Annotated in this window: 19 protein-coding genes; 7 read left to right on the top strand and 12 right to left on the bottom strand. The window is 70.5% G+C overall.

Annotated elements, in window-relative coordinates; all coding sequences use genetic code 11:
- Positions 1–87: 87 nt before the first annotated feature.
- A complete protein-coding gene (locus tag MXD95_RS11655; RefSeq protein WP_374122009.1) occupies positions 88–840 on the bottom strand; it encodes a hypothetical protein in 753 nt (250 codons plus the stop codon).
- 42 nt (positions 841–882) lie between these two features.
- Positions 883–2,937, bottom strand: a complete 2,055-nt coding sequence (locus MXD95_RS11650) for a serine/threonine protein kinase (RefSeq protein WP_250640599.1) — start codon at positions 2,935–2,937, stop codon at positions 883–885.
- Between the two features lie 460 nt (positions 2,938–3,397).
- Between MXD95_RS11650 and MXD95_RS11645 the strand changes: the two genes are divergently transcribed.
- Positions 3,398–3,667: a DUF397 domain-containing protein gene (locus MXD95_RS11645; RefSeq protein ID WP_250640598.1), complete on the top strand. Its 270-nt coding sequence runs from the start codon at positions 3,398–3,400 to the stop codon at positions 3,665–3,667.
- Positions 3,668–3,696: 29 nt separating this feature from the next.
- Here the strand turns inward: MXD95_RS11645 and MXD95_RS11640 are convergent, their stop codons facing one another.
- Complete coding sequence (locus tag MXD95_RS11640; protein WP_250640597.1) at positions 3,697–4,545, bottom strand: helix-turn-helix domain-containing protein; 849 nt, start codon at positions 4,543–4,545, stop codon at positions 3,697–3,699.
- A 430-nt stretch (positions 4,546–4,975) separates the two neighbouring features.
- Here MXD95_RS11640 and MXD95_RS11635 point away from each other — a divergent pair, with 430 nt between their 5' ends.
- Positions 4,976–5,632 (top strand): hypothetical protein, encoded by a 657-nt coding sequence (locus tag MXD95_RS11635; protein ID WP_250640596.1) that lies wholly within the window; start codon positions 4,976–4,978, stop codon positions 5,630–5,632.
- 9 nt (positions 5,633–5,641) lie between these two features.
- On the opposite strand, the gene MXD95_RS11630 is transcribed toward MXD95_RS11635, so the two are convergent.
- Both MXD95_RS11630 and MXD95_RS11625 read right to left on the bottom strand, forming a co-directional pair.
- Positions 5,642–6,790 (bottom strand): TFIIB-type zinc ribbon-containing protein, encoded by a 1,149-nt coding sequence (locus tag MXD95_RS11630; RefSeq protein WP_250640595.1) that lies wholly within the window; start codon positions 6,788–6,790, stop codon positions 5,642–5,644.
- An 89-nt stretch (positions 6,791–6,879) separates the two neighbouring features.
- Entirely contained in the window at positions 6,880–8,058 is a 1,179-nt protein-coding gene (locus MXD95_RS11625) for an SPFH domain-containing protein (protein ID WP_250640594.1), read from the bottom strand.
- A gap of 273 nt (positions 8,059–8,331) precedes the next feature.
- On the opposite strand from MXD95_RS11625, the gene MXD95_RS11620 reads away from it, so the two are divergent.
- Positions 8,332–8,961, top strand: coding sequence for a Uma2 family endonuclease (locus tag MXD95_RS11620; RefSeq protein WP_250640593.1), 630 nt, complete (start codon positions 8,332–8,334; stop codon positions 8,959–8,961).
- Between the two features lie 202 nt (positions 8,962–9,163).
- On the opposite strand, the gene MXD95_RS11615 is transcribed toward MXD95_RS11620, so the two are convergent.
- The 3 genes from MXD95_RS11615 to MXD95_RS11605 all read right to left on the bottom strand — a co-directional run bounded on the left by MXD95_RS11615 (position 9,164) and on the right by MXD95_RS11605 (position 11,455).
- Positions 9,164–10,093 carry a TIGR03620 family F420-dependent LLM class oxidoreductase gene (locus MXD95_RS11615; protein ID WP_250640592.1) on the bottom strand — a complete coding sequence of 310 codons (930 nt, stop codon included), beginning with the start codon at positions 10,091–10,093 and terminating at the stop codon, positions 9,164–9,166.
- 104 nt (positions 10,094–10,197) lie between these two features.
- Positions 10,198–10,767, bottom strand: a complete 570-nt coding sequence (locus MXD95_RS11610) for a TetR/AcrR family transcriptional regulator (protein WP_250640591.1) — start codon at positions 10,765–10,767, stop codon at positions 10,198–10,200.
- A gap of 229 nt (positions 10,768–10,996) precedes the next feature.
- On the bottom strand, positions 10,997–11,455 hold the full coding sequence (locus MXD95_RS11605; protein WP_250640590.1) for a MarR family winged helix-turn-helix transcriptional regulator: 459 nt from the start codon (positions 11,453–11,455) through the stop codon (positions 10,997–10,999).
- Positions 11,456–11,594: 139 nt separating this feature from the next.
- Between MXD95_RS11605 and MXD95_RS11600 the strand changes: the two genes are divergently transcribed.
- Positions 11,595–13,166 carry an MFS transporter gene (locus MXD95_RS11600; protein WP_250640589.1) on the top strand — a complete coding sequence of 524 codons (1,572 nt, stop codon included), beginning with the start codon at positions 11,595–11,597 and terminating at the stop codon, positions 13,164–13,166.
- A 57-nt stretch (positions 13,167–13,223) separates the two neighbouring features.
- Here MXD95_RS11600 and MXD95_RS11595 read toward each other — a convergent pair whose 3' ends face one another.
- Positions 13,224–13,574, bottom strand: a complete 351-nt coding sequence (locus tag MXD95_RS11595) for an ArsR/SmtB family transcription factor (RefSeq protein ID WP_250640588.1) — start codon at positions 13,572–13,574, stop codon at positions 13,224–13,226.
- Between the two features lie 187 nt (positions 13,575–13,761).
- Here MXD95_RS11595 and MXD95_RS11590 point away from each other — a divergent pair, with 187 nt between their 5' ends.
- Complete coding sequence (locus MXD95_RS11590) at positions 13,762–14,640, top strand: TIGR03620 family F420-dependent LLM class oxidoreductase (RefSeq protein ID WP_250640587.1); 879 nt, start codon at positions 13,762–13,764, stop codon at positions 14,638–14,640.
- Between the two features lie 87 nt (positions 14,641–14,727).
- Here MXD95_RS11590 and MXD95_RS11585 read toward each other — a convergent pair whose 3' ends face one another.
- Both MXD95_RS11585 and MXD95_RS11580 read right to left on the bottom strand, forming a co-directional pair.
- The gene (locus MXD95_RS11585) at positions 14,728–15,564 is read right to left on the bottom strand and encodes a cell filamentation protein Fic (RefSeq protein ID WP_250640586.1); all 837 of its coding nucleotides are present in this window, start codon (positions 15,562–15,564) and stop codon (positions 14,728–14,730) included.
- A 118-nt stretch (positions 15,565–15,682) separates the two neighbouring features.
- A complete protein-coding gene (locus tag MXD95_RS11580) occupies positions 15,683–16,534 on the bottom strand; it encodes an SDR family NAD(P)-dependent oxidoreductase (RefSeq protein WP_250640585.1) in 852 nt (283 codons plus the stop codon).
- Between the two features lie 61 nt (positions 16,535–16,595).
- Here MXD95_RS11580 and MXD95_RS11575 point away from each other — a divergent pair, with 61 nt between their 5' ends.
- A complete protein-coding gene (locus MXD95_RS11575) occupies positions 16,596–17,537 on the top strand; it encodes a LysR family transcriptional regulator (RefSeq protein WP_250640584.1) in 942 nt (313 codons plus the stop codon).
- A 377-nt stretch (positions 17,538–17,914) separates the two neighbouring features.
- Here MXD95_RS11575 and MXD95_RS11570 read toward each other — a convergent pair whose 3' ends face one another.
- A complete protein-coding gene (locus MXD95_RS11570; RefSeq protein WP_250640583.1) occupies positions 17,915–18,214 on the bottom strand; it encodes an ArsR/SmtB family transcription factor in 300 nt (99 codons plus the stop codon).
- A 100-nt stretch (positions 18,215–18,314) separates the two neighbouring features.
- On the opposite strand from MXD95_RS11570, the gene MXD95_RS11565 reads away from it, so the two are divergent.
- Positions 18,315–19,685: an MFS transporter gene (locus tag MXD95_RS11565; RefSeq protein ID WP_250640582.1), complete on the top strand. Its 1,371-nt coding sequence runs from the start codon at positions 18,315–18,317 to the stop codon at positions 19,683–19,685.
- The last annotated feature ends 134 nt before the right edge of the window (positions 19,686–19,819 follow it).

The following is a 19,819-nucleotide window of genomic DNA, read 5'->3' as shown; positions in this document are numbered from 1 at the left end:
GCCGAGGCGGCCCCGCGCCGCCCGAGGACATGGGTCGGGGTGGCCTGGTGGCGGCTCCCGGGGCGGCACCGGCCGGGTACTGGGGGGTCAGCCGTCGTCGAGCCAAGGCCGGACTATCCGGCACGGCCGGGTGGCCGGCGGCGCGAGGTAGCCGCTGTTGACGAGGAAATAGAGATAGTCGGGCTCGGTCAGACCCACTTCCTGGTGCAGGCCGAGGTGCAGCGCCCGATTGTGGGCCCAGCCAAGCCGGTCGCGCACTCCCTGCTCACTGATGCGCAACCGGCTCGCGGCCTGCTTGAGCTGCAACGTTCTCGCCGGCAGCACCGGCGGCCAGTGCAGCAGCTCGGCGAAGACCAGGCGCACCGCCTCCTCCTGTGCCGACGTCATCGGCAGCGGAGGGGGCGGTGTGACCGTCATGCCGGTGGTCGTGCCCCGCGGCGGGCCTGCACCCGCCGTGGGCAGCATGGGCAGGTCGGCTTCGAGCAGGACCCAGTGGTAGGTGCGGACGGGCAGCTCGCGGGTGAGGATGCGCACCGCGATCCGTGGCCAGCAGACCTGTACCTGGCCGTACACGGCTCGCGGCGGCTGCCCCCAGACGTGCAGGGTCGCGCCGTTGCGGTTGCGGACCTCGAGGTCCCAGCCCGTCTCGGTCGCGGTCACCACCAGGGCCTCCCGCGAAATCCGGGAATTCGGCACCTCCACCCCCAGCGGCAGCCGACCCTCCCGCCCGACCGTCAACGACCGCCCGATCCCCAGCCGCCCGCCGACGGGTACCCGGCACCGCCGTGGCCCGTGCTCGTAGGCAAGGACCCAGCGCTCCGCCGGAACCTGCACGTTCATTCCTCGGCCTGTCCCACGTTCCCGTTCCGCTGGCGGGGCCCGTCAGGATTTTCCGGTACTGACCGGCGTTGACGTTCCAGGGCCGGTCGACGTTCCCGGGCCAATGGTGGCGTCTCCGAGCACCAGAGCCAGCGTGTTCTGGTCGCCGTGCCACGGGGTGGTGGTCGGGTAGAACTTCATGATCAACTGGGTGGCACCCCGGAGGTCGAGGTGAACCGTCTGCGGCTGCCCGATCTCGACATTGACCGGCGAGCCGAGCTGGGCGGAGCTGTCCTTGAAGAAAGTGGTCGGCACGACGTCGCCGCCGGCGCCGGGGGCGTCGTTGGGGACGCCGATCACGGCGTCCAGAAACTTTGCGCCGGCCACATTGTAGGTGACGGAGCAGGGTGAATCCTGGCGGGAGGTGCAGTTGAAACGCACGCTGTTCGGGTAGTTCGTGGTGCCGATCTGCTGTGGCCCGGCGGTGAGGCTTTCGACCGAGTAGGTGCTGACCGGCGCGATGGCGGAGAGGTTGGTCGTCCCGGCGGCGTCCGGCGCGGCCGTGGACGAGGTGGTCGTGCCCTTGGATCCCGCTGATGCTGACGCTGATGGCGTCGCGGTCACGTCGGTCGGGGCGGTCGTGGCCGTGGTGGCGGTCGTTGGATTCGGGCTGACGGTAGGGGTGCTGGCCGTGCCGACGGTGCTGCTGGCCGATCCCGCGGCCAATGAGCCGGAGCCATCGTTGCCACCGCCTCCGCTGAGCAGGACCGCCGCGGACACGGCGATCGCGAGGACGACGACGGCCGCAGCTACGACAAGCGGCCACTGCTTGCGTCCACGTGCCGGCGGGGTCGGGTCGCCGAACGTCGAGACGGGGTCCGTGGGCGGGCCCGCCGGCAGGTTCATGGCGGCAGGCCGCATCGGCGCCGCGAGCCCTGGCCCGGTTCCGGAGGGCGGCCCGGCCGGCGACCATCCGGGGGGAAGAGCGGGTGGGCCGGAGATCGCGGTCGCGAGCTGTGAGCTGTCCGCGTCCGGGACCGGCGTGGGGACGGGCATCGACTGGCTGCCTGATGTGCCAGTGCTGGGGGTGCTGCTAGTGCTGGGGGTGCCGCTGCCGGCGGCGTGGCTGCCAGCGCTGCCAGCGCCGGTGGTGCCGGTGAGCTGGGAGACGGCGTCGGTCGCGGAGTCGAGCCAGGTGGAGAGCCAGTCCGTCCGGCTGACCGGTACCGAGTCGGTGGGGGCGGGTGCGCTGCCGGTCGTGGACACGCCGACGGTGGTGGGGCGACAGCGGTCGGCGGGGTCCGTGGTGGACAGCGCGTCCACGATGTGCTTGATCAGCGCCGGGCGGGTGGCGGTGAGCGGGCTGCGGTGCAGCGCCTCCTCGAGTGCCAGAAGATCGACCCAGCCAAGCCCCTCGATGCGCGGCACCTGGCCGCCGAGCAGGACCTCGGCGGCTGTCACCACGAACGCGAACCGGTCGGCTTCCGGAGTCGGGATCGGGTCGATGACCCGCAGCTCAGGCGCCGCGTAGGGCGCGGTGCGACCGACGACGCCCGTGCCGTCGGTGAGCCGGGCGAGGCCCAGGTCGACCAGGACGGCTACGCCGTCGGCGCGGACGACTATGTTTGACGGTTTCACATCACCGTGCGCGACGCCCTGGACGGTCTGGCCGCCGGAGTGCATCTGGTCGAGTGCGGCGGCGACCGTGCGCAGTTTGCGGATCCGCTCGCTGACCCGGGCGCCCGGGTTGTCCTCCCACCACTCACGCAGTGTCATGCCCTCGACGAAGTCCATGACGACGTAGCCGACCCGCGTGTTCGTATCGGCCGCGCCGGCCAGGTGCCAGGCCGGGCCGATGAACATGCTTGTCACCCGGACCAGACCGGGATGGCTCAGTGTGGTCAGCAGCCGGCTCTGCTTCTCCCAGGCATCGTCGCCCGGTGGCCTGAACATGGTTTTCACCGCGACCGTGGCGCGGCCCTCGGTGGAAAGCGGCAGCTCCGCCCGCCACACCTCGCCCTCGGCGCCGCGCCCGATCATCTCCTTGAGGACGTATGTGTCCGGCCGGGTGGTTGGGCCGACCCAGTGTGCGGCCGGGTCGACGCCGATCTCGGTCATGCATTCCCCCATACATGGCGCGCGCGTGCTGGTCACGCAGGCGGTGAAAAGGTGCTGCCGGGGCAGCATGAAAACCAGCCGTAAAGGAACCGGGCGGCCGGCTGAACACCTGGTGGTGGAAAACGGGCGTCCTCGCCCGTGAATAGAACGTGACGCGCCGGCATGGGCCCTTCGACCGCTGGGCGAGCGTAACCGCGGGATCCGCCGATCGCGACGCTGTGCCAGCACAGGGTGGGCCGCCCTGCGCTGACCAGGGGGCCGATCGGCCTGGATCGCCCAGTCTGGGTGTTTCTCGGGATTTCCGGTGTGCTCGACAGGCCACCAGCCAGCCGGAGCGACGCCGCGGTCGATGCGGCGCACAGGTGGCGATATCTGACCGGCCGCCCCGCTCTCCGATGGCGGGACAGCAGGCACAGCTCCGTGCACCCCACTCAGCCCCGCTCACTCCGGAGGAAGAAACATGTCGAACAGCCTGCGGACCAGCCTGCCGCCCGCTCCCACCGTCCGGGCGATCACCGGTCCGGAATCGGTGCCGCCGTCCTGGCGGCACAGCAGCTTCTCCAGGGGAGTGGACATGACCTGCGTTGATGTCGCGTTCGCGCCTGGCGAGGTGAGCGTCCGCGACTCGAAGGATCCGGACGGGCCGGTTCTCCGTTTCACGCCCCGTGAATGGGAGGTATTTCTGCTCGGCGTCCGCAACGACGAGTTCGACGCGCTGCGGGCCCGGTAGTCCGCTGGGCGGTGCGGGCAGGGCCGCCGTCACCGCCCACCGCCGGCCCGAGCACTGATCATCGCCAGTGATTCCTTCGCGGACGCGGCGGCCTGCTCGGCGGCGTCCAATGCCGCCGAGTAGGCATCGACCGACTCGGGATCGTCGACGAAGAGGTTCTGGACCGGCTGCTCGGCGTAGACCACGGGAGTGAGGTCTTCATGGTCGAAATCGAAGATCGTGAACGTGACGCCCTCGGCCTGATGGACCGGCGCGGTGAACGGAATGACCCTCACCCGCACGCCGCTGGTCTCTATCCGGTGCAGGACGTGCCGCCACTGCCCGGCGGCCACCTCCGGGCCGCCGATCTCCCGGTGCAGCACCGCTTCGTCCAGGAGCACGGTCATCGCCGGGGGACTATCCCGATCGAGGACATGCTGGCGACGCAGCCGCAGCGTGAGTCGACGTTCCCGCACGGGCTGGGTGGCGTCGTGCGCCGTGCCGAGCAGCGCCCTGGCGTAGTCGACGGTCTGCAACAGCCCGGGGACCAGGGACGTCGTGTGTATGCGGACGCGGTCCGCGCCGTCCTCCAGGCCGCAGAAGGTGGCGGAGTCGGGCGGCACCAGGTCGGTGAACTCGTGCCACCACTCCTTGGCCCGCGCGCGCCGGGTGAGCTCGGTCAGCTCGGCGAGCTCGGTGTCGTCGAGTCCGACGGCCCGGGCAAGTGGGGGCAGGTCGTGCAGGCGGACGCCGGCTATGCCGGTCTCCATCCGGCTGATCTTCGCCCCGGAGCACTCCAGCGCGCGCGCCAGCTCCTCGATGGTCAGACCGGCGCGCTGCCGGTACCGGCGCAGGCCGCGCGCGATCCGGCGGCGGGCAAGGACCGCGTTCGTCGTCATGACAAGCCCTCCCATCACCCCCCCGATCGTCATCGATGTGCCCCCCGTTGACCGATCCAGTCCGCGTCTGCATACTCGGACCGTAAAAATACAACGGTAAATTACCATAAGCAATCTACCGAAGCGGGCTGTCCGGTGTCCGCGGCCGGCTCCGGCAGCCGGTTGATCATCGGTCGTTGGCTCGGCTCCCGATCGCCACCCCGTATCGGTCCGCTTCCCGCGGCTGCCATCGATGTACGGCGGCGCTGGTCGGCAAGGACCACGGCACGGCACGTCATGTCACGTCGCCGCGGCGGCCGGTGGCTCGGTCGTCGCCAGCACCACCCTGCTGTCCGTCGGCTGCCCGGCGGGCACTCGTCGCGCGGCCCGCCAGCCGAACTCGTCAACCGAACTCGTCAACCGACCTCGTTCCGATGGAGCCGCCATGTCCATGCCCGCACCTCGCGATGATCATGAATCTCTGTCCGGTGGGTCCGCGCCCCCACCCGCTGTCGCCGCGTCCGCCGCTTCCGGGCTGGCGGCAGCCGCCCGGCAGCCGCTGCCGGGGTGGGTCGCGAGCCCGGCGCGGAATCCGAATCTGATCTGGGCCGCGATCGCGATCGCGCAGGCCGTCGTGGTCCTGGTCCTGCTCGGCGTGTTCGCTGGCTGGGGATGGTTCGTCCTGCTCACCCTGCCGTTGTGGGCGGCGCACACGGTGAACGTCTACCTGGGCGGCGGCTTCCACGAGTCGCCCCACCACCTCCTTGAGCGAGTGCGGACGGTGCGCGCCGCCACCGCGCCGGGGGCACCGCCGCTCGCACCGATAGTCCCCACGCCCTCGCCGGTGATGCGCCGAAATCTGATCATCAATGGTGGTGCCCTCGCCGCGCTGCTGCTGGGCAGCGTGCTGTGGTGGAGTACCGCGGGCGATGGCAGCGGCGGGGGCCTTCTCGACACAACGTGCAATGACTACGTGCACATGAGGAGCGACCGCCAGGCACAGATCCTGATGGCCCTGGATGACCAGCAGAAAGTGAACTTCTACCTGTACATCGACCGGTGTGCGGTGGATCCGAATCTGACCCTGAAGAGCATCGTCAACAGGTAGGCCGGCGGGTCAGCGGCGGTTGGGGGTGGGCACGGCAGTCCGGCGGGCGTGTTGGCCCGAACTGCCGTGCGCCGCCACGACGTAGACGATGACGGCGAGCACGATCAAGGCGGCGAGCACCGCGAGGGCGATCTTGGCCTTGCTCCAGGGGCGCTCGCCGTGCACCTCGCCCGTGCGGCCGTTGACGAGGATCTGCCAGGAGCGGCCGGCGTAGATATAGGTCGCTATCCACACCGGCAGCAGCATCAGCTTGAAGGTGACGTCGTGATGGCGGGTGTCGACCGAGGTCACCTGCTGGACGTCGCCGCCGATGTCGCGGCGGCAGTCCTCGGTGATGACCGGTGCCATCCGGTCGCGGGCCTCGGTGAAACCGGCCTCCGGTTCGACGTCGTAGCGCAGCGCGAAGTGGCCGGCCAGGAATTCCGGCTGGTACGCCACGGCCTGCGGGAGTGGCCAGGGCGCGAGGTCGTCGAGTTGCTTGCCCGGCAGCACCGTGCTGCCGGGAACCAGCACGTCATCGAAGGCGCGCGTCACCTGGCCGTGCGCCGAATACCAGCGGGTGCGCTGTACCTGCCGGGTCTGCCGGTTGCCGTCGCCGTCGGTGTAGGTCTCGGTGACCCAGTAGTGCTCACCGCGCTGGCCGGTGTAGTCCGACTCCGTCCGCGCGTCGTACGTCCAGTGCGGCAGGTAGGTGCTCTTCATCGACTCGGTCTCGGTGACCTTCTTCAATGCCTTGGGCGCGAACCAGCGCGACGACGTCCAGCCGCGCACGGCGGTGCGGACGGCACCGCGGTCGAGCCCGAACGGCAGCACGCCCTCGGGCACGATCTGCCCCGAGGCCGCCGGGTCGATCACCAGCGGCGCCGCGCAGAACTGGCAGACGCTCGCGGTCTCGTTCGTCTCGGTCCTGGCCGCGCAGCGCTGGCAGACGAAGACGTACGCGCCGATGCTGCCGACCGGCTTGCGCGGCAACGTGCCCAGGTCGGAGTACGCGATCTCGCGGATCTGCCGGGCGGGAGCGGCGATCTCCTGGCGGAAACCGCAGTACGGGCAGCGCAGGGCGGTCTCGCCCGGGGCGAACTCCAGGCGTGCCCCACAGCCGCCGCACGGGTACGTCGTCGCGCCGACCGGCGCCCGCTGATCAGGCTGGTTCGTCATTCGTCCCCCACGGCGGTGTCACCCGCGCCGATCCCCTCGACCGGCACCTGCCCGTCGAAGTACTGCTCATCGTCGTCAGGCCATCGTCGTCAGGCCTGGGGTGGCAGTGGCGGCGGTACGTTGGCGAGCAGCGGCGCCACCTCCGCCACCTGGCCCGCCGGGGTCCACTGCGCCATGCCGGCCGTCCAGATCAGCGTGTCGTGTCGCACCTCGCCGGCCGCGGCCCGCTGCCCGAGCTGGCCGCGGTCGAACGGGCCGAGCCGCTGGCCGTTCACCCCGACGAACCACTGCTCCGCTGTCGGTAGCGGCGGGGGAATGGGCGGCCCGGCGGGCGGTGCGGCCGGCGGCTGTCCCTGGTTCGGCTGGCCGCCCTGGCCCTGGCCTGGGTACGGCTGGTACGGCTGCGGCGCACCGGGGGCGCCCGCGGTGCCCGCGGCTCGCTGGCCGAGCGCCATGCCGAGGCCGATGCCCAGGCCCTCGCCGGCCCCGCCCTGGTTGCGGGCGGCGGCCTCGATGGCCTGCGCGGTCTGGAACTGCGTGTACTGATCGAGGTTTCCGACGATGCCCATCTGACTGCGCCGGTCGATCGCCGCCTCGACCTCGGGCGGCAGCGAGATGTTCTCGATGACGAACGTCGGGATCGCAAAGCCCACCGGGGCAAGTTCCTTGCTCAGTGCCGCGGCGAGCGCGTCGCCGATCGTGCCCTGCTGGGTGGCGAGGTCCAGCATCGGCACCCGCGCTGTCGCGAGCGCCGTACCGAGGCGCCCGACGATGAGTTGCCGCAGGTATTCGGCGACCTCCTCGGTGCGGAACTGCGGGTCCGTGCCGGCGAGTTCGCGCAGCAGCGCCGGCGGATCGACCACCCGCAGCGCGAACGTGCCGAACGCCCGCAGCCGGACCATGCCGAACTCCGGATCGCGGACGATGACCGGGTTCTGCGTGCCCCACTTCAGGTCGGTGAACTGCCGGGTGTTGACGAAGTACACCTCGGCCTTGAACGGCGAGTCGAAGCCGTACTTCCAGCCCTTGAGCGTGGACAGGATCGGCATGTTGCGCGTCTCGAGGGTGTACAGGCCCGGCTGGTAGGAGTCGGCGACCTGGCCCTCGTTGACGAAGACGGCCGCCTGGGACTCGCGGACCGTGAGTTTGGCGCCCATCTTGATCTCGTTCTCGTAGCGCGGGAAGCGCCAGACGATCGTGTCCCGGCTGTCGTCGGTCCATTCGATGATGTCGATAAACTCGCCGCGGATCCTGTCGAAGACACCCACGCGCCCGTCGCCTCCCCGCCGTCCCGCCAGGTGCGACGCCGCCCGCGTCCACCGACGGCACCCTATCCCGTCGCAACGACCGGTTGACTCCGGATCGCTCCGGATCGCTCCAGCTCGCGCCGTTGTGGGAAGCCGAGCGCGGTGCCGGGCGGCCCGAGGGCCGGCCAGCCCGGCACTATGCTGGACGGAGATCGACAGATGCCTCCCGATCGAGCGGCACCGTAGCGAACGGCACCGTAGCGAACGGCACCGCACTGACCAGAGGAAGCGGCGATGACGACCTCCCTGCCGGAGGACAGCTGGCTGCGCGGCCTGCGGCCCCAGCCGGCGCGGGTGACCGCGGCGGAGTACGAGGCACTTCCCGAGGACGTCGCGCGGGCGATCGAGATCGTCGATGGGTACGTCGCCTTCTGCGAGGCCCCCACCCCTGATCACCAGACCGCCGGGCGCCGCCTGGCGAACGTCCTGGAACGTCACGCTCGTCGCGCGATGGACCGTGGCCATGAATGCCTGACCGTGAACAGCGATGTCGATCTGCGGCTACGAGACGTTCCCCTGCTCAACCGCCGCCCGGACGTCGTTCTTTACCGATGCCTCGACCGTGCCGCAGGGGAACGCCTGCGCGCGGAGCATGCGCTGCTCGTCATCGAGATCGTGTCGCCAGGCTCGGAGACCCAGGACACGACGGACAAGCTGGGCGAATACGCCAGGGCGGGTATAGCGCACTACTGGATCGCCCGCCTCGACAACGAGGGCGTCACGAGTATCGAACGCTATGGTCTTGATCGGGCGACCACGCGCTACAAGCATCTCGGCACCTTCCTGAAGGACGAGACCGGTTCGCCGCCGCAGGTCAGCAACCCGATACCGGTCACCATCCACTGGGACGACCTCCGCTTCTGAACCACCGGCTCGCTCCTGATCCCGGCGGCTTCGGCTGGCCCGCCCTGCCCGGCGCGGGGCCGATCCGCGCGGGCCGGGCCGGCGTGGTCAGCCGTGGCTGCGGTCGTACTCCGCGCGGGCCGCGTCGACCTCGGGCATGTGTACCTCGGCCCACTCCCTGAGGAACTGCCGGTGCCCGACCCCGCCGATGACCAGGGGCAGGTCAGGGGTTGCTCGGGTGCTGTCCAGCCGCCAAGGTCGGCTGGAGGCGGGGGGCGAGCCGTTCGAGCTGGTCGACTATGCCGGTCAGGTCGGCGGCGAGCGGGCCGACCAGGACGTGGTCGGCCCCGGCCTCCAGGTGGGCTGTGATCCGGGCGGCGACGGTGTCCTCATCACCCCAGGCGAGGACGTCATCGATCAGGCGGTCGCTGCGCTCGAGGATGTCGGTCTCGGAGTAGCCAAGCCGGCGGTAGTGCCGACTGTAGGGCGAGGCGGCCACGTCCGGACCGGCGGAGAGGATCGTCCGCAGTACCGTCCGGGCCGACGGCCCGTCGGTTCCCAGGACCACGGCCTGGGCCGGGATGACCAGCGGGTCGGGCCCCATCGTGGCGCGGACGGCGGCCGTGTGCGCCACGGGTTGTAGGAACGGATGGACGCCGTCGGCACGCTCACGCGCGAGCTCGTTCAGGCGCGGCCCGAGCGCGGCCAGAACGCGGGGGTAGGGCGGCGCCGGCAGCTGCGGGAGGCTTCGCACGGCCTTGTCCATCGCGTCGAGATAGCTGCTGATCTGGGAGAGCGGTCGAGCACCCCCATGACCCCCGAGGCCGAGCACGAACCGGTCGGGGTACGCCTCGGCCAGGGTCGCGGCGCCGGTGTGCATCGTCATCGCGGACCGGGCGTGGATGTTCGCGATACCGACGCCGACGACGATCCGCTCGGTCGCGGCGAGCAGCACGCCGTACAGGGCGAACGCATCGCGGCTGCCGACGGGTGAGTCGGGCGGACCCTCCCCGCTCCAGACCGAACCATATCCGAGCCGCTCGATCCGGGCGACCTCCCGGCGCTGGGTGGCGACCGGGGTGCTCAGCAACACGAACGGCGGAATCCAGACCCCGAACCGGCCCAGGCGCCGACGGATCTCCACGTTGCCCACGCTCTCTCCTTCTGTCCAACATTTGGCGGAGGCTACCTCCGCTAGGTTGGAGCGTAGCGGAGGTAGCCTCCGCCGGGAAGAAGGGGGATCGGGTCAGCGGGCAGTCAGTCGTCCGGCTGAGAGCCGGTGAGGCCCTCGAGCACGAGGTGGAGTACGCGGTCGGCCGCCACACCGCCGGGGAAAGCGGTCGATGTCTGCTCACAGGCCCAGGCGAGACCGCTGACAATGGTGAACAGTTCGATGGCGTCGATATCCGCGCGTATCGCGCCAGCCTCCCGCGCGCGGGCGAGGAGAGCGGCGCCGGCCGTGCGCATGCCCTCGCAGGCCGTGTGAAGCGGGGTCGACGTGTCCCGCAGCGTCCCCAGGAGTGCGGCGGTCAGCCCGCGATAGGCGCCGGCGAACTCCATGAACTCCCGCAGCCAGGTCGTCAGCGCGGGACCCGGCGACGAAGCGGCCGACAGATCGCGGGCCTGCGCCGACAGTTCGTCGAAACGTTCATGGAGCACTGCTTCGAGGAGGGCCTCCCGTGACGGGAAGTGACGATAGAAGGTGCCGATACCGACTCCGGCCTGGCGTGCGATTCCCTCCAGCGACGCGCCGGTGCCATGCTCGACCAACGCGGCACGGGCCTGCGCCAGCAACCGCTCGCGGTTGGCCCTGGCGTTCGCCCGCATGGGCCGCGCATCAGTCACTTGGCTGACCGCCTTCCCTCCACAGCGTACAAGCGGAGGTTACCTGCCCTCCGGACAACTCGCCGGAGGCTACCTCCGGCGGGCCTCGCCTTCCCGGGCGGACCTTCAGCAGGCTGGCCGCGGGACCCCATCATGGGCTGGCCGCGCCATCACGACGTGTACCCGGCACCCACCCGGCCCAGGCAGTGACGAGCATCTGTGCCGGTGGGCCTCAGTGCGCGGCGCGCTCCTCCTCCACCGGTGGCCGGCGCACGGCGCCGTCGAGCGCTCGGGCGAGCAGTCGGGTCAGGGTGTCGCGTTCCTCGGGGTCAAGCCCGGCGAGGATCTCGTCCTCGATCGTCTCCTGAGCCTGTTCGGCGCGTTCCAGGGCGAGCCGGCCGGCCTCGGTCACGGTGACGAGATGGCGGCGACGATCAGCCGGATCGCGGCGGCGCTCGGCCAGACCGGCCGCCTCGAGCTCGTTGAGAAGCAGAACACAGTAGTTGGCGTCGATACACAGGCCCTCGGTGAGCGCCCGCTGCGTGGTCCGGGCGTGATCGCGCAGGTAGGCGAGGGCTGCCAGGTCCTTGAGGCTGATGCCCAGCAACTCCGGCGTGCTGGCCCGGTGGACGAGCCGCGACAGTCGGGTGAGCAGCACGATCGGCCCCGAGGTCACCACCGCGTCCGACATCGGACCATCGTAGCTCTCTCTAGACCATCACGGAACCATGATGATTGGTTGGGCATGACCGTCACCGTATGGTTATGATTACCGTCGTCGCATCACCTGGCCTGGACCGGAGGAGATCCTCAGATGGCTCACCGCGCCGATGTCTGACCCCGTGCTGGCACCCGCCGTGGGCCGGTCCGACCGCCGTCGCTGGATCGCGCTGGTGGTCGTGTGCTTCGCCATGCTGATGAACGCGCTCGACGGATCCATCGTCAACGTGGCGCTGCCGGAGATCCAGCGTGATCTGCACTTCACCCAGCCCGACCTTGCCTGGGTCGTCGACGGCTACCTGATCTCCTTCGGGAGCTTCCTGCTGCTCGCCGGACGCCTCGGCGACCTCGTGGGCCGCAAGAAGGTCTTCCTGACCGGCATCGCCCTGTTCACCGTCGCCTCGGCGCTGTGCGCCGCCTCGCCCAACCAGGGCACGCTGATCGCCGCGCGCTTCGTCCAGGGGCTCGGCGGCGCCGTCTCGTCGTCGGTCATCATCGCGATCATCGTCACCGAGTTCCCCAATCCGGCCGAGCGGGCCAAGGCGATGAGCGCCTACATGATGGTCGCCGTCGGCGGCGGCTCCCTGGGCCTGCTGGCCGGCGGTGTCCTCACCCAGGTCGTGAGCTGGCACTGGATCTTCCTGATCAACGTCCCGATCGGGGTCGTGACGTTCGCGCTGGGGGTCGTCCTCATCGAGGAGAACGTCGGCCTCGGGCTTGAGGGCGGCCTGGACGTCACGGGCTCGCTGCTGGTCACAGCCGCGATGTTGATCGGCATCTACGGCGTCGTCACCGCGGCCACCCATGGCTGGGCCTCGGCGCACACCCTCGGCTTCAGCGCGGTCGCGGTCGTGCTCCTGGCGGGGTTCTTCGTCGTCGAGGCGGTGCGCAGCAATCCGATCATGCCGCTGCGTATTCTGCGGCTGCGCAGCCTGGTCGGTTCCAGCATCGTGCGCGGCTGCCTGTTCATCGGCCTGCAGGTGCTGTTCTTCATCGGGGCCCTCTACCTGCAGCTGGCCCGCGGCTACGACCCGGTGCACACCGGCCTTGCCTTCCTGCCCACGACCGTCATCGTCGCGGTGATGTCGATGGGCCTGACCAGTCGGCTGCTGCTGCGCTTCGGACCGCTTCCGCTACTCCTGCCCGGCCTGCTCATGGCCATGGTCGGGCTGCTGCTGCTGGTCCGGGTGGACGAGCACTCCAGCTACGCCACCGGGATGCTGCCAGCATTCCTGCTTATCGCCGTCGGTATCTCCTGCGCCACGGTTCCGCTGCTGTCCGTGGCGATGGCGGACGTTCCCGCAGCCGACGCCGGGCTCGCCTCCGCGGTCGTCAACGTCTCGATCTGGCTGAGTTCGGCCGTCGGTCTGGCCGTCGTCTCCAGCCTTGCCGCCAGCCGGACGAAGTCGCTCGAGCGGCACGGGCACTCCGCGGTGAGCGCCACGGTGAGCGGCTATCACCTGGGCTATCTGATCGGCGCGGGCTGCGTCGCGCTCGGCATCCTCACCTTCCTGGCACTCCTGCTCGGGCCGACCCGGGCGATGTCGCCGGCGGCCATCCGGCGCGCCAAGGCCGCGTCGGCGAGCACACTCACCCCTCGCCCACGGGCCGAGCTCGACCTGGACGCCGGGTCCAGCGTCGAGGCGGGGTCCAGCGTCGAGGCGGTCGTGCTCGAACCCTGAGCTCCGCGGCGCGCGTCGGCTTCCCGCCGTCGACGATGATCCCCGCGGGGGCGTTGGTTATCCGGCCTGGTCGCGCTCGCCTTCGCTCTCGCCGAGCACGAGGGCGAGCAGGCCGGGGAAGCGGGCGTCGAACTCGGCCCGGCGCAGCCGGTTGAGCCGGCGTGGGCCCTGGTCGACCTGTTCGAGCAGCCCGGCGGCGCGTAGCACGGTGAAGTGGTGGCTGGCGGTCGCCTTCGATACGGGCAGGTCGAAGGTGCCGCAGGCGCGGGAGAAGTCCGGCTCACCGGCCAGCGTCCGCAGGATCGACCGGCGGACCGGGTCGGCGACCGCGTCCAGCGCCTCCTGCAGGCGCACCTCGCCCGGATCGGTGTGCCGCAGGCTGGCGGCGCGTGCTGCCTTCGGGACCATGGTTCCCGGTATCCGTCCTTCGCGTGTCCGCCGCGGGATCCACGCGCTTTCGCGCGCCCGACCCCGACCCCGAGCTTGAGCTTGAGCTTGAGCTTGAGCTGTTCGATTGCCATCGTACACTTTTAGGTGTTAGATGTGTGTCGAACACTCTCGTGCGGAGTTTCGCCGCGGACTAAGGAGAACTGTCATGACGGTGTCCGTGGGGCGGGTCGGCATCTGGTCCCCGTCCTTCGCCTGGAACGCCCCCGACGCCGTCGAGGCGGCGGTGGAGCTGGATGAACTGGGGTATGGCGCGCTGTGGCTCGGGGCCAGCGCCCCCGACCTGCGGCTGCCGGAGCGGCTGCTCGCGGCCACCAGCCGGATCGCCGTGGCTACCGGAATCGTCAACGTGTGGGCGGTCGAGGCGGTCGAGCTGGCCGCGGCGTTCCACCGGCTCGACACGGCGAATCCGGAGCGGCTGGCGCTGGGGCTCGGTGTCAGCCACGCGCCGATCGTGCGGACGCTGGGGCGGGACTACGCCCAGCCGCTGCGGTACCTGGACGCCTACCTGGACGCTCTCGACGCCGCTCCCGAGCCGGTGCCCGCCGCCTCCCGCGTCCTCGCGGCGCTGCGGCCGAAGGCGTTGGCTCTCGCGGCGGCCCGCTCGGCCGGCGCCCATCCGTACCTCGTCACGCCCGAACACACGGCGTCCGCCCGCCGGGCGCTGGGAGAGGCACCGCTGCTTGCTCCCGAGCAGAAGGTGATTCTGGAAACCGACCCCGCCGAGGCCCGCGCACTCGCCCGCTACAACCTCAGCTACTACTTCGCGCTGCCCAACTATGTGCGCAGCCTGCGGACGCTCGGCTTCGACGAGGACGACTTCGCCGACAACGGCAGCGAGCGCCTCATCGACGCGCTGTATGCCTGGGGGACTGTCGAGCAGATCGCCAAGCGGGTCGCCGAGCACCACGCCGCCGGCGCGGACCATGTGGCCGTCCAGGTCATCTTCGCGGACACCGACGTCCGCAACCGCACCGGGCGGCCGGCCCGTGCGCAGTGGCGCGCCCTTGCTCCCGCCCTGCTGTGATCGGCCACCCGGCTGTCGGGAAAAGCCCCAGATCCCAACTGGCCTGTCTGCTGTGATGGACCATCATGATCCGCGAGAAAAACCTGGCTAGTCGGCAGCCGGCGGTAGAACCCCGTCGTCGGCGGCGAGCCGGCAGGAGGTCAGAAAACTGAACATACCGGTGCCATCCCGGTGCCGGAAGAATTCGACCATCCCGGTGTTGAACTCGTGGCGGCGCCCGGCCGGGACGCTGATGGAGTCCATACCCCGGGACATGAGGTGGCCATTCATCAGGTAGCGCGCCGTGCGCTTGTTGCCGTCGAAGTAGAACTGCTGCAGTGAGCCGAAGAGGAAATAGGCGACGGCCTGCTCGAACTCGGCGTCGATCTCGACGGACAGGAACTCCAGCCCCTGAGTATGGATGCGGCGCAGGTTCTCACCACCGGGCTCGGTGGCGGGCGGCAGGTAACGGCCATGTTCGCCGAGGCTGACCCCAGGGGTGAGAGTTTCCCTGCCCTCGCCACGGAAATGACCCGACTCCAGTGCCTCGTCCCGGGCCAGCAGAAACTGGAGCCGGTCGGAGACCTCTTTGGACAGCTGAAAATCGCCCGTCCGGACGAGCTGGGCGAGTGCGTTCGCGGCCTCGGCGAGATTCAGGATCTGGCGTTCATCGCTGATCTTCCGGCCGCCGACGGTGATCCCGTCCAAGAGGGTCTGCACCTCAGGATAAGTGAACGGATTGCCCTCCAGGACCGCTGCGTCCCACACATACTCCGGCAGCGATCGGTGAAACCGCCAGAGCGCACGTTCAACCGAGAAGCGCGGAATATCCCGGCGCACCGCGGACCGGTCCCAGACGAACCCCAGAGCACCCAGCATCGCCTCGCTCGACACCATAGGTGCACCTCCTCGGACCACGCGTGACCGGAACGTGGTGTGGGTCATGCCGGTGATCCAACGATACGGGGTGCCGTGGCGCGCGCCGAGAAAGTCAGGTTGGGCCGGCCAGCGGACGGCCCGCAGCCCGCAGCCCGCAGCCCGCACCCGCCCGCACCCGGCGGTGTCAGGGTGTCCGCGTGGGCGCGGGGTCGAACGCTGTGTCCCGGGCGGCGTTCTCCCAAGCATTGATCTCGGTGCGCACCGCGTCGAGATGGCCGAGCACGGCGTCGACCGCGTCCGCTCCGACCGGTAGGCGCAACGGCACCTGGCCGGAGCCCAGCACCTCGATGACCAGCCGCGCCAGTTTCGCCGGGTCGCCCGCCTGACCGCCGTCACCATCGGCGACCATCTCCCGGGTGCCGCCCACGCTGCCCGCGTACACGCCCAGGTCGGGGCTGAACGTCCGGCGCGTCGGGTCGAACAGGCCGGTGCGGAATGCCCCCGGCTCGACGATCAGAACGTCGATCCCGAACGCGCGGACCTCGTCGGCCAGGCCCTCCGACCATCCCTCCAGGGCGAACTTCGTCGCGCTGTACGCCGAGAACCCGGCGAACGACATCTGGCCGCCCATACTGCTCAGCTGGACGATCGCGCCGCGGCGCTGCCGGCGCAGCTGTGGCAACACCGCCCGGGTCAGCGCCACGGCGCCGAAGAAGTGCAGCTCGAACAGGCTGCGCAGTTCGTCCTCGGTCGTCTCCTCCGCGGCGCCGACGTGGGTGCGGCCCGCGTTGTTGACCAGCACGTCGATGCGGCCGTGCCGGGCGACGACGTCGTCCACGACCGCCTGCGCGCCGGCCGTGGCGGTGACGTCGAACGGGACGACGTCAAGCCGGTCCGGAAACCGGGCCGCGAGCGCGTCCATCGTTTCGGGCCGGCGGACCGCGGCGACGACGACGTCGCCGGCCTCGATGGCCGCACGGGTGAAGGCAAGGCCGAAGCCGCTGTTCGCACCGGTGATGATCCATACCCTGTCCATGGTCCAAGGCTGACGCGCCGGGTCACGGTGCGTCCAAGACCGGCTGTGATAGCTGTTGGATATGGACATTCACGTCCGGGATCTTCGTTATTTTGTCGCGGTCGCCGAGGAGCTGCACTTCACCCGTGCCGCCGAGCGGCTCTTCGTCTCGCAGCCCGCGCTGAGCAAGCAGATCAGGCTGCTGGAACGACGGCTCGCCGTCGACCTGTTCGAACGGGACCGGCGCAGTGTCAGGCTGACCGATGCCGGGGCGATGCTCCTGCCGCACGCGCGGAGCGTCCTTTCGGCCTGGGGCGATGCCGACAGCGCGCTCGCGGGGCACCGCGCCGCGCTGGCCTTGAACCTCGTGGTGGGGATGAGTACCAGCCCTGGTCGCGGGCTCCTTCCGGCGCTGCGGTCGCGATTCCGGTCCCGGCAGCCGGCGGCGGACTTCGAGCTGCGGCAGGTCCAGTGGGACGATCCGACGGCCGGCCTCGCCGACGGCTCCTGCGACCTCGCCTTCGTCTGGCTGCCGCTGCCCTCGGGACGGGACTACGCGTCGGTGGTGATCGCCGAGGAACCGCTGCTCGTGGCGTTGTGGGAGGGCCATCCCCTCGCCGCGAGGGTGGAGCTTCGGCTCGCCGATCTGGTCGACGAGCCGTTCCTGGCGCTACCGGAGGACGCCGGCGAGCTGCGTGACTTCTGGCTGCTCACCGCGCTGCGTCCGGCGCCGCCACGGATCGGCGCGGTCGTGCGCAGCGCGGAGGAGACCTACGAGGCCCTGGTGGGCGGCGTCGGCATCGTCCTGCTCGCCGCGGGCAACGCGCCGCTGCTCCAGCGCGCCGGGGTCGTCACCCGTCCGCTTGTCGACGCCCCCCGCGGCCAGTTCGCGCTGAGCTGGCGGCGCGACGACCAGCGTCAGGTCGTCACCGACTTCGCCCGCGCCTGCCAGGAGGTGATCACAGCCAACGAGCCGGCCTCCGGCAGGGATGGGCCCGGGTCCGATGGCGACTTCACGGTCTGACCGCGCTGGTGCGTTCCGTCTGCCGGACGAAGTCGGTCAGGTCCGCGGCGAACAGGTCGGGGACCTCGAGGGCCGGGAAGTGCCCACCGCGCGGCGGTTAGCCAGGAGAAGCCGTATCCGGGTAGCGACGGGACGACGACGGTCAGCCCGTCCTCCGCGACCGCCGTCCGCGGCAACCCGGGTCAAGACCCGACGCTACCGGCAGCGCGTCGGACCAGCCCGGACGGTGACGCCGCCGGTCGAGATGCCGCCCGCCGCGCCCCATCCGGGCTGACCCCCGCGTCGCGAACCGCCCGCATGGTGGCGACCGGGCTGTCGGTGGTGAGCTGGCCAGGTGCGGGTGCCAACCTTGTCGGGCGCCGGCCACCTCCCGGGGCTCAGTCGGGTGCGCGTAGGACGGAGTCGAGCAGCCCGGGGAAGCGGGCGTCGAGGTCGTCGCGCCGCAGGGAGAGCAGGTTCTCCCGCCCGGAGGGCTTCTGCCAGATCACGCCGGCGTCGCGCAGCACGCGCCAGTGGTGGGTCAACGTCGACTTGCTGATGGGTGCGTCCAGCACGGATCCGCAGTTGCGCTCGCCGTGGGCGTCGAGCACGCGCGCGATCTTGAGGCGTAGCGGATTGCCGAGCGCGCTGAGCACGTCGGTGAGTTCGATCTGCTCGCGGGTCGGATGACGGGCCACCACGCGTCCAAGACTATCCGACCGTACGAAGACATACGAACTATCGGGTAGGGTCCGGGGCAACTGTACGTACGTTGTCGTACATACGAAGGGTGGATCGTTGACCGCGGTACTCGCCTCGCCCCGGACGGACCGTCGGCAGCTCGCCGGAGTACTCACGGCGCTCGCGACGGCTCAGTTGATCTTCTCGTTGGACATCAACATCGTGTTCGTCGCCCTGCCCGACATCGGCCGGTCACTGGACCTGTCGGCCGGATCGCTGCAATGGGTCGTCGGCGCCTACGCGGTGTTCGCGGGCGGTTTTCTCCTCCTGGGCGGGCGGGCAGCCGACCTGCTCGGCCGGCGCCGGATGTTCCTGGCCGCGCTGGGCCTGTACGGCGTCGGATCACTGGCGGGCAGCCTGGCACCGAACCCCGCAATGATCATCGTCGCGCGGGCGGTCCAAGGCGTGGGTGGTGCTCTGCTGCTGCCGTCGACGCTCGCCCTGCTGACCACCAGCTTCGATGAGGGAGCCGCCCGGAACCGGGCGTTGGCCGTGTGGGGCGGGGCCGGAGCCAGCGGCCTGACCCTCGGCGCGCTGTCGGGTGGCGTACTGACGCAGCTCTTCGGGTGGCGCGCCGTCTTCGTCGTCAACGTGCCGCTGGTAGCCGCCGTGATCGCGCTGGCGGTCCGGGTGATCCCGCCGGACGGCGACCGCGAGCGAGGCCGCCGGTTCGACGCGGCTGGCGCCCTGACCGGGACGGCGGCGGCGCTGCTGCTGGTCTACGCCCTGGTCCAGGGGCCGATCGGCGGCTGGACTGACCCGGCGGTCGGGGCGGCCCTCGGCTGCGCGGCCGCCCTGTTCGGCTGTTTCATGGTTCTGGAACGACGCGGCTCGGACCCGCTGCTGCCGGCCACATTGCTGACGAACCGGTCGACCGGGATCGCCGCGGCGATCACGTTTGCCTACATGGCCACCTTCGGTGTGCTGCCGTACTTCCTCACCGTGCTGTTCCAGGACACCCATGGGCTTTCCCCGCTGCGGACCGGCCTGGTGTTCCTCATCCCGTCGGCATCGATCGCGGCCGGCACCCAGGCCGGCGAACATCTCGTCACCCGGATCGGCGCGCGGGCGGCGTTGTTGATCGGCTTTGCCGTCGGCATCCCCGGAACCGCGCTGCTTGCCGTTGCCTTCGAGCACCAGGCCGGCATCCTCGTCGCCGTGCCCGGGCTCATCGTCTCCGGCTTTGGGCAGGGTGTCGTCTGGACCGGCATGTGGATCGCGGCGGGCATGGGGGTGGCCGCTGACCAGCAGGGCGTCGCGAACGGCCTGGCCTCCACGACCCTCAGCCTGGGAAACGCCATCGGGCTGGCCGCGCTTACCGCGGTCGCGGCCGGCCACGGCGCGCCGACGGCCGTCCTTGTCGCGACCGTGGCCATGCTCCTCGGAACCGTCCTCGCCGGGGCTCTCCCCGCGCACCGGCCCGCGTGACCCGCCAGGCCACCGATGAGGCCTCGTCCGTTGAGGCCTCGTCCGTCGCCCTACCGCCCGGCCGGCAACGCCGTCAGCAAACCGGGGCGCATCACCTGTTGATCCAAAGCGAGGTCAGGTCAACGTCGGACATC

Origin of the sequence: Frankia sp. AiPa1, assembly GCF_023243075.1 — a bacterium.
GTDB lineage: Bacteria > Actinomycetota > Actinomycetes > Frankiales > Frankiaceae > Frankia.
The sequence above is the reverse complement of the archived record's forward strand: the minus strand, read 5'-3'. Positions and strand labels throughout refer to the sequence as shown.

Excerpts from the sequence above, each read along its gene's own strand:
- MXD95_RS11655 (WP_374122009.1), bottom strand. The coding sequence starts at position 840 with ATGAACGTGCAGGTTCCGGCGGAGCGCTGGGTCCTTGCCTACGAGCAC.
- MXD95_RS11650 (WP_250640599.1), bottom strand. The coding sequence starts at position 2,937 with ATGACCGAGATCGGCGTCGACCCGGCCGCACACTGGGTCGGCCCAACC.
- MXD95_RS11645 (WP_250640598.1), top strand. The coding sequence starts at position 3,398 with ATGTCGAACAGCCTGCGGACCAGCCTGCCGCCCGCTCCCACCGTCCGG.
- MXD95_RS11640 (WP_250640597.1), bottom strand. The coding sequence starts at position 4,545 with ATGACGACGAACGCGGTCCTTGCCCGCCGCCGGATCGCGCGCGGCCTG.
- MXD95_RS11635 (WP_250640596.1), top strand. The coding sequence starts at position 4,976 with ATGCCCGCACCTCGCGATGATCATGAATCTCTGTCCGGTGGGTCCGCG.
- MXD95_RS11630 (WP_250640595.1), bottom strand. The coding sequence starts at position 6,790 with ATGACGAACCAGCCTGATCAGCGGGCGCCGGTCGGCGCGACGACGTAC.
- MXD95_RS11620 (WP_250640593.1), top strand. The coding sequence starts at position 8,332 with ATGACGACCTCCCTGCCGGAGGACAGCTGGCTGCGCGGCCTGCGGCCC.
- MXD95_RS11610 (WP_250640591.1), bottom strand. The coding sequence starts at position 10,767 with ATGCGGGCGAACGCCAGGGCCAACCGCGAGCGGTTGCTGGCGCAGGCC.
- MXD95_RS11605 (WP_250640590.1), bottom strand. The coding sequence starts at position 11,455 with ATGTCGGACGCGGTGGTGACCTCGGGGCCGATCGTGCTGCTCACCCGA.
- MXD95_RS11600 (WP_250640589.1), top strand. The coding sequence starts at position 11,595 with ATGTCTGACCCCGTGCTGGCACCCGCCGTGGGCCGGTCCGACCGCCGT.
- MXD95_RS11595 (WP_250640588.1), bottom strand. The coding sequence starts at position 13,574 with ATGGTCCCGAAGGCAGCACGCGCCGCCAGCCTGCGGCACACCGATCCG.
- MXD95_RS11590 (WP_250640587.1), top strand. The coding sequence starts at position 13,762 with ATGACGGTGTCCGTGGGGCGGGTCGGCATCTGGTCCCCGTCCTTCGCC.
- MXD95_RS11585 (WP_250640586.1), bottom strand. The coding sequence starts at position 15,564 with ATGACCCACACCACGTTCCGGTCACGCGTGGTCCGAGGAGGTGCACCT.
- MXD95_RS11580 (WP_250640585.1), bottom strand. The coding sequence starts at position 16,534 with ATGGACAGGGTATGGATCATCACCGGTGCGAACAGCGGCTTCGGCCTT.
- MXD95_RS11575 (WP_250640584.1), top strand. The coding sequence starts at position 16,596 with ATGGACATTCACGTCCGGGATCTTCGTTATTTTGTCGCGGTCGCCGAG.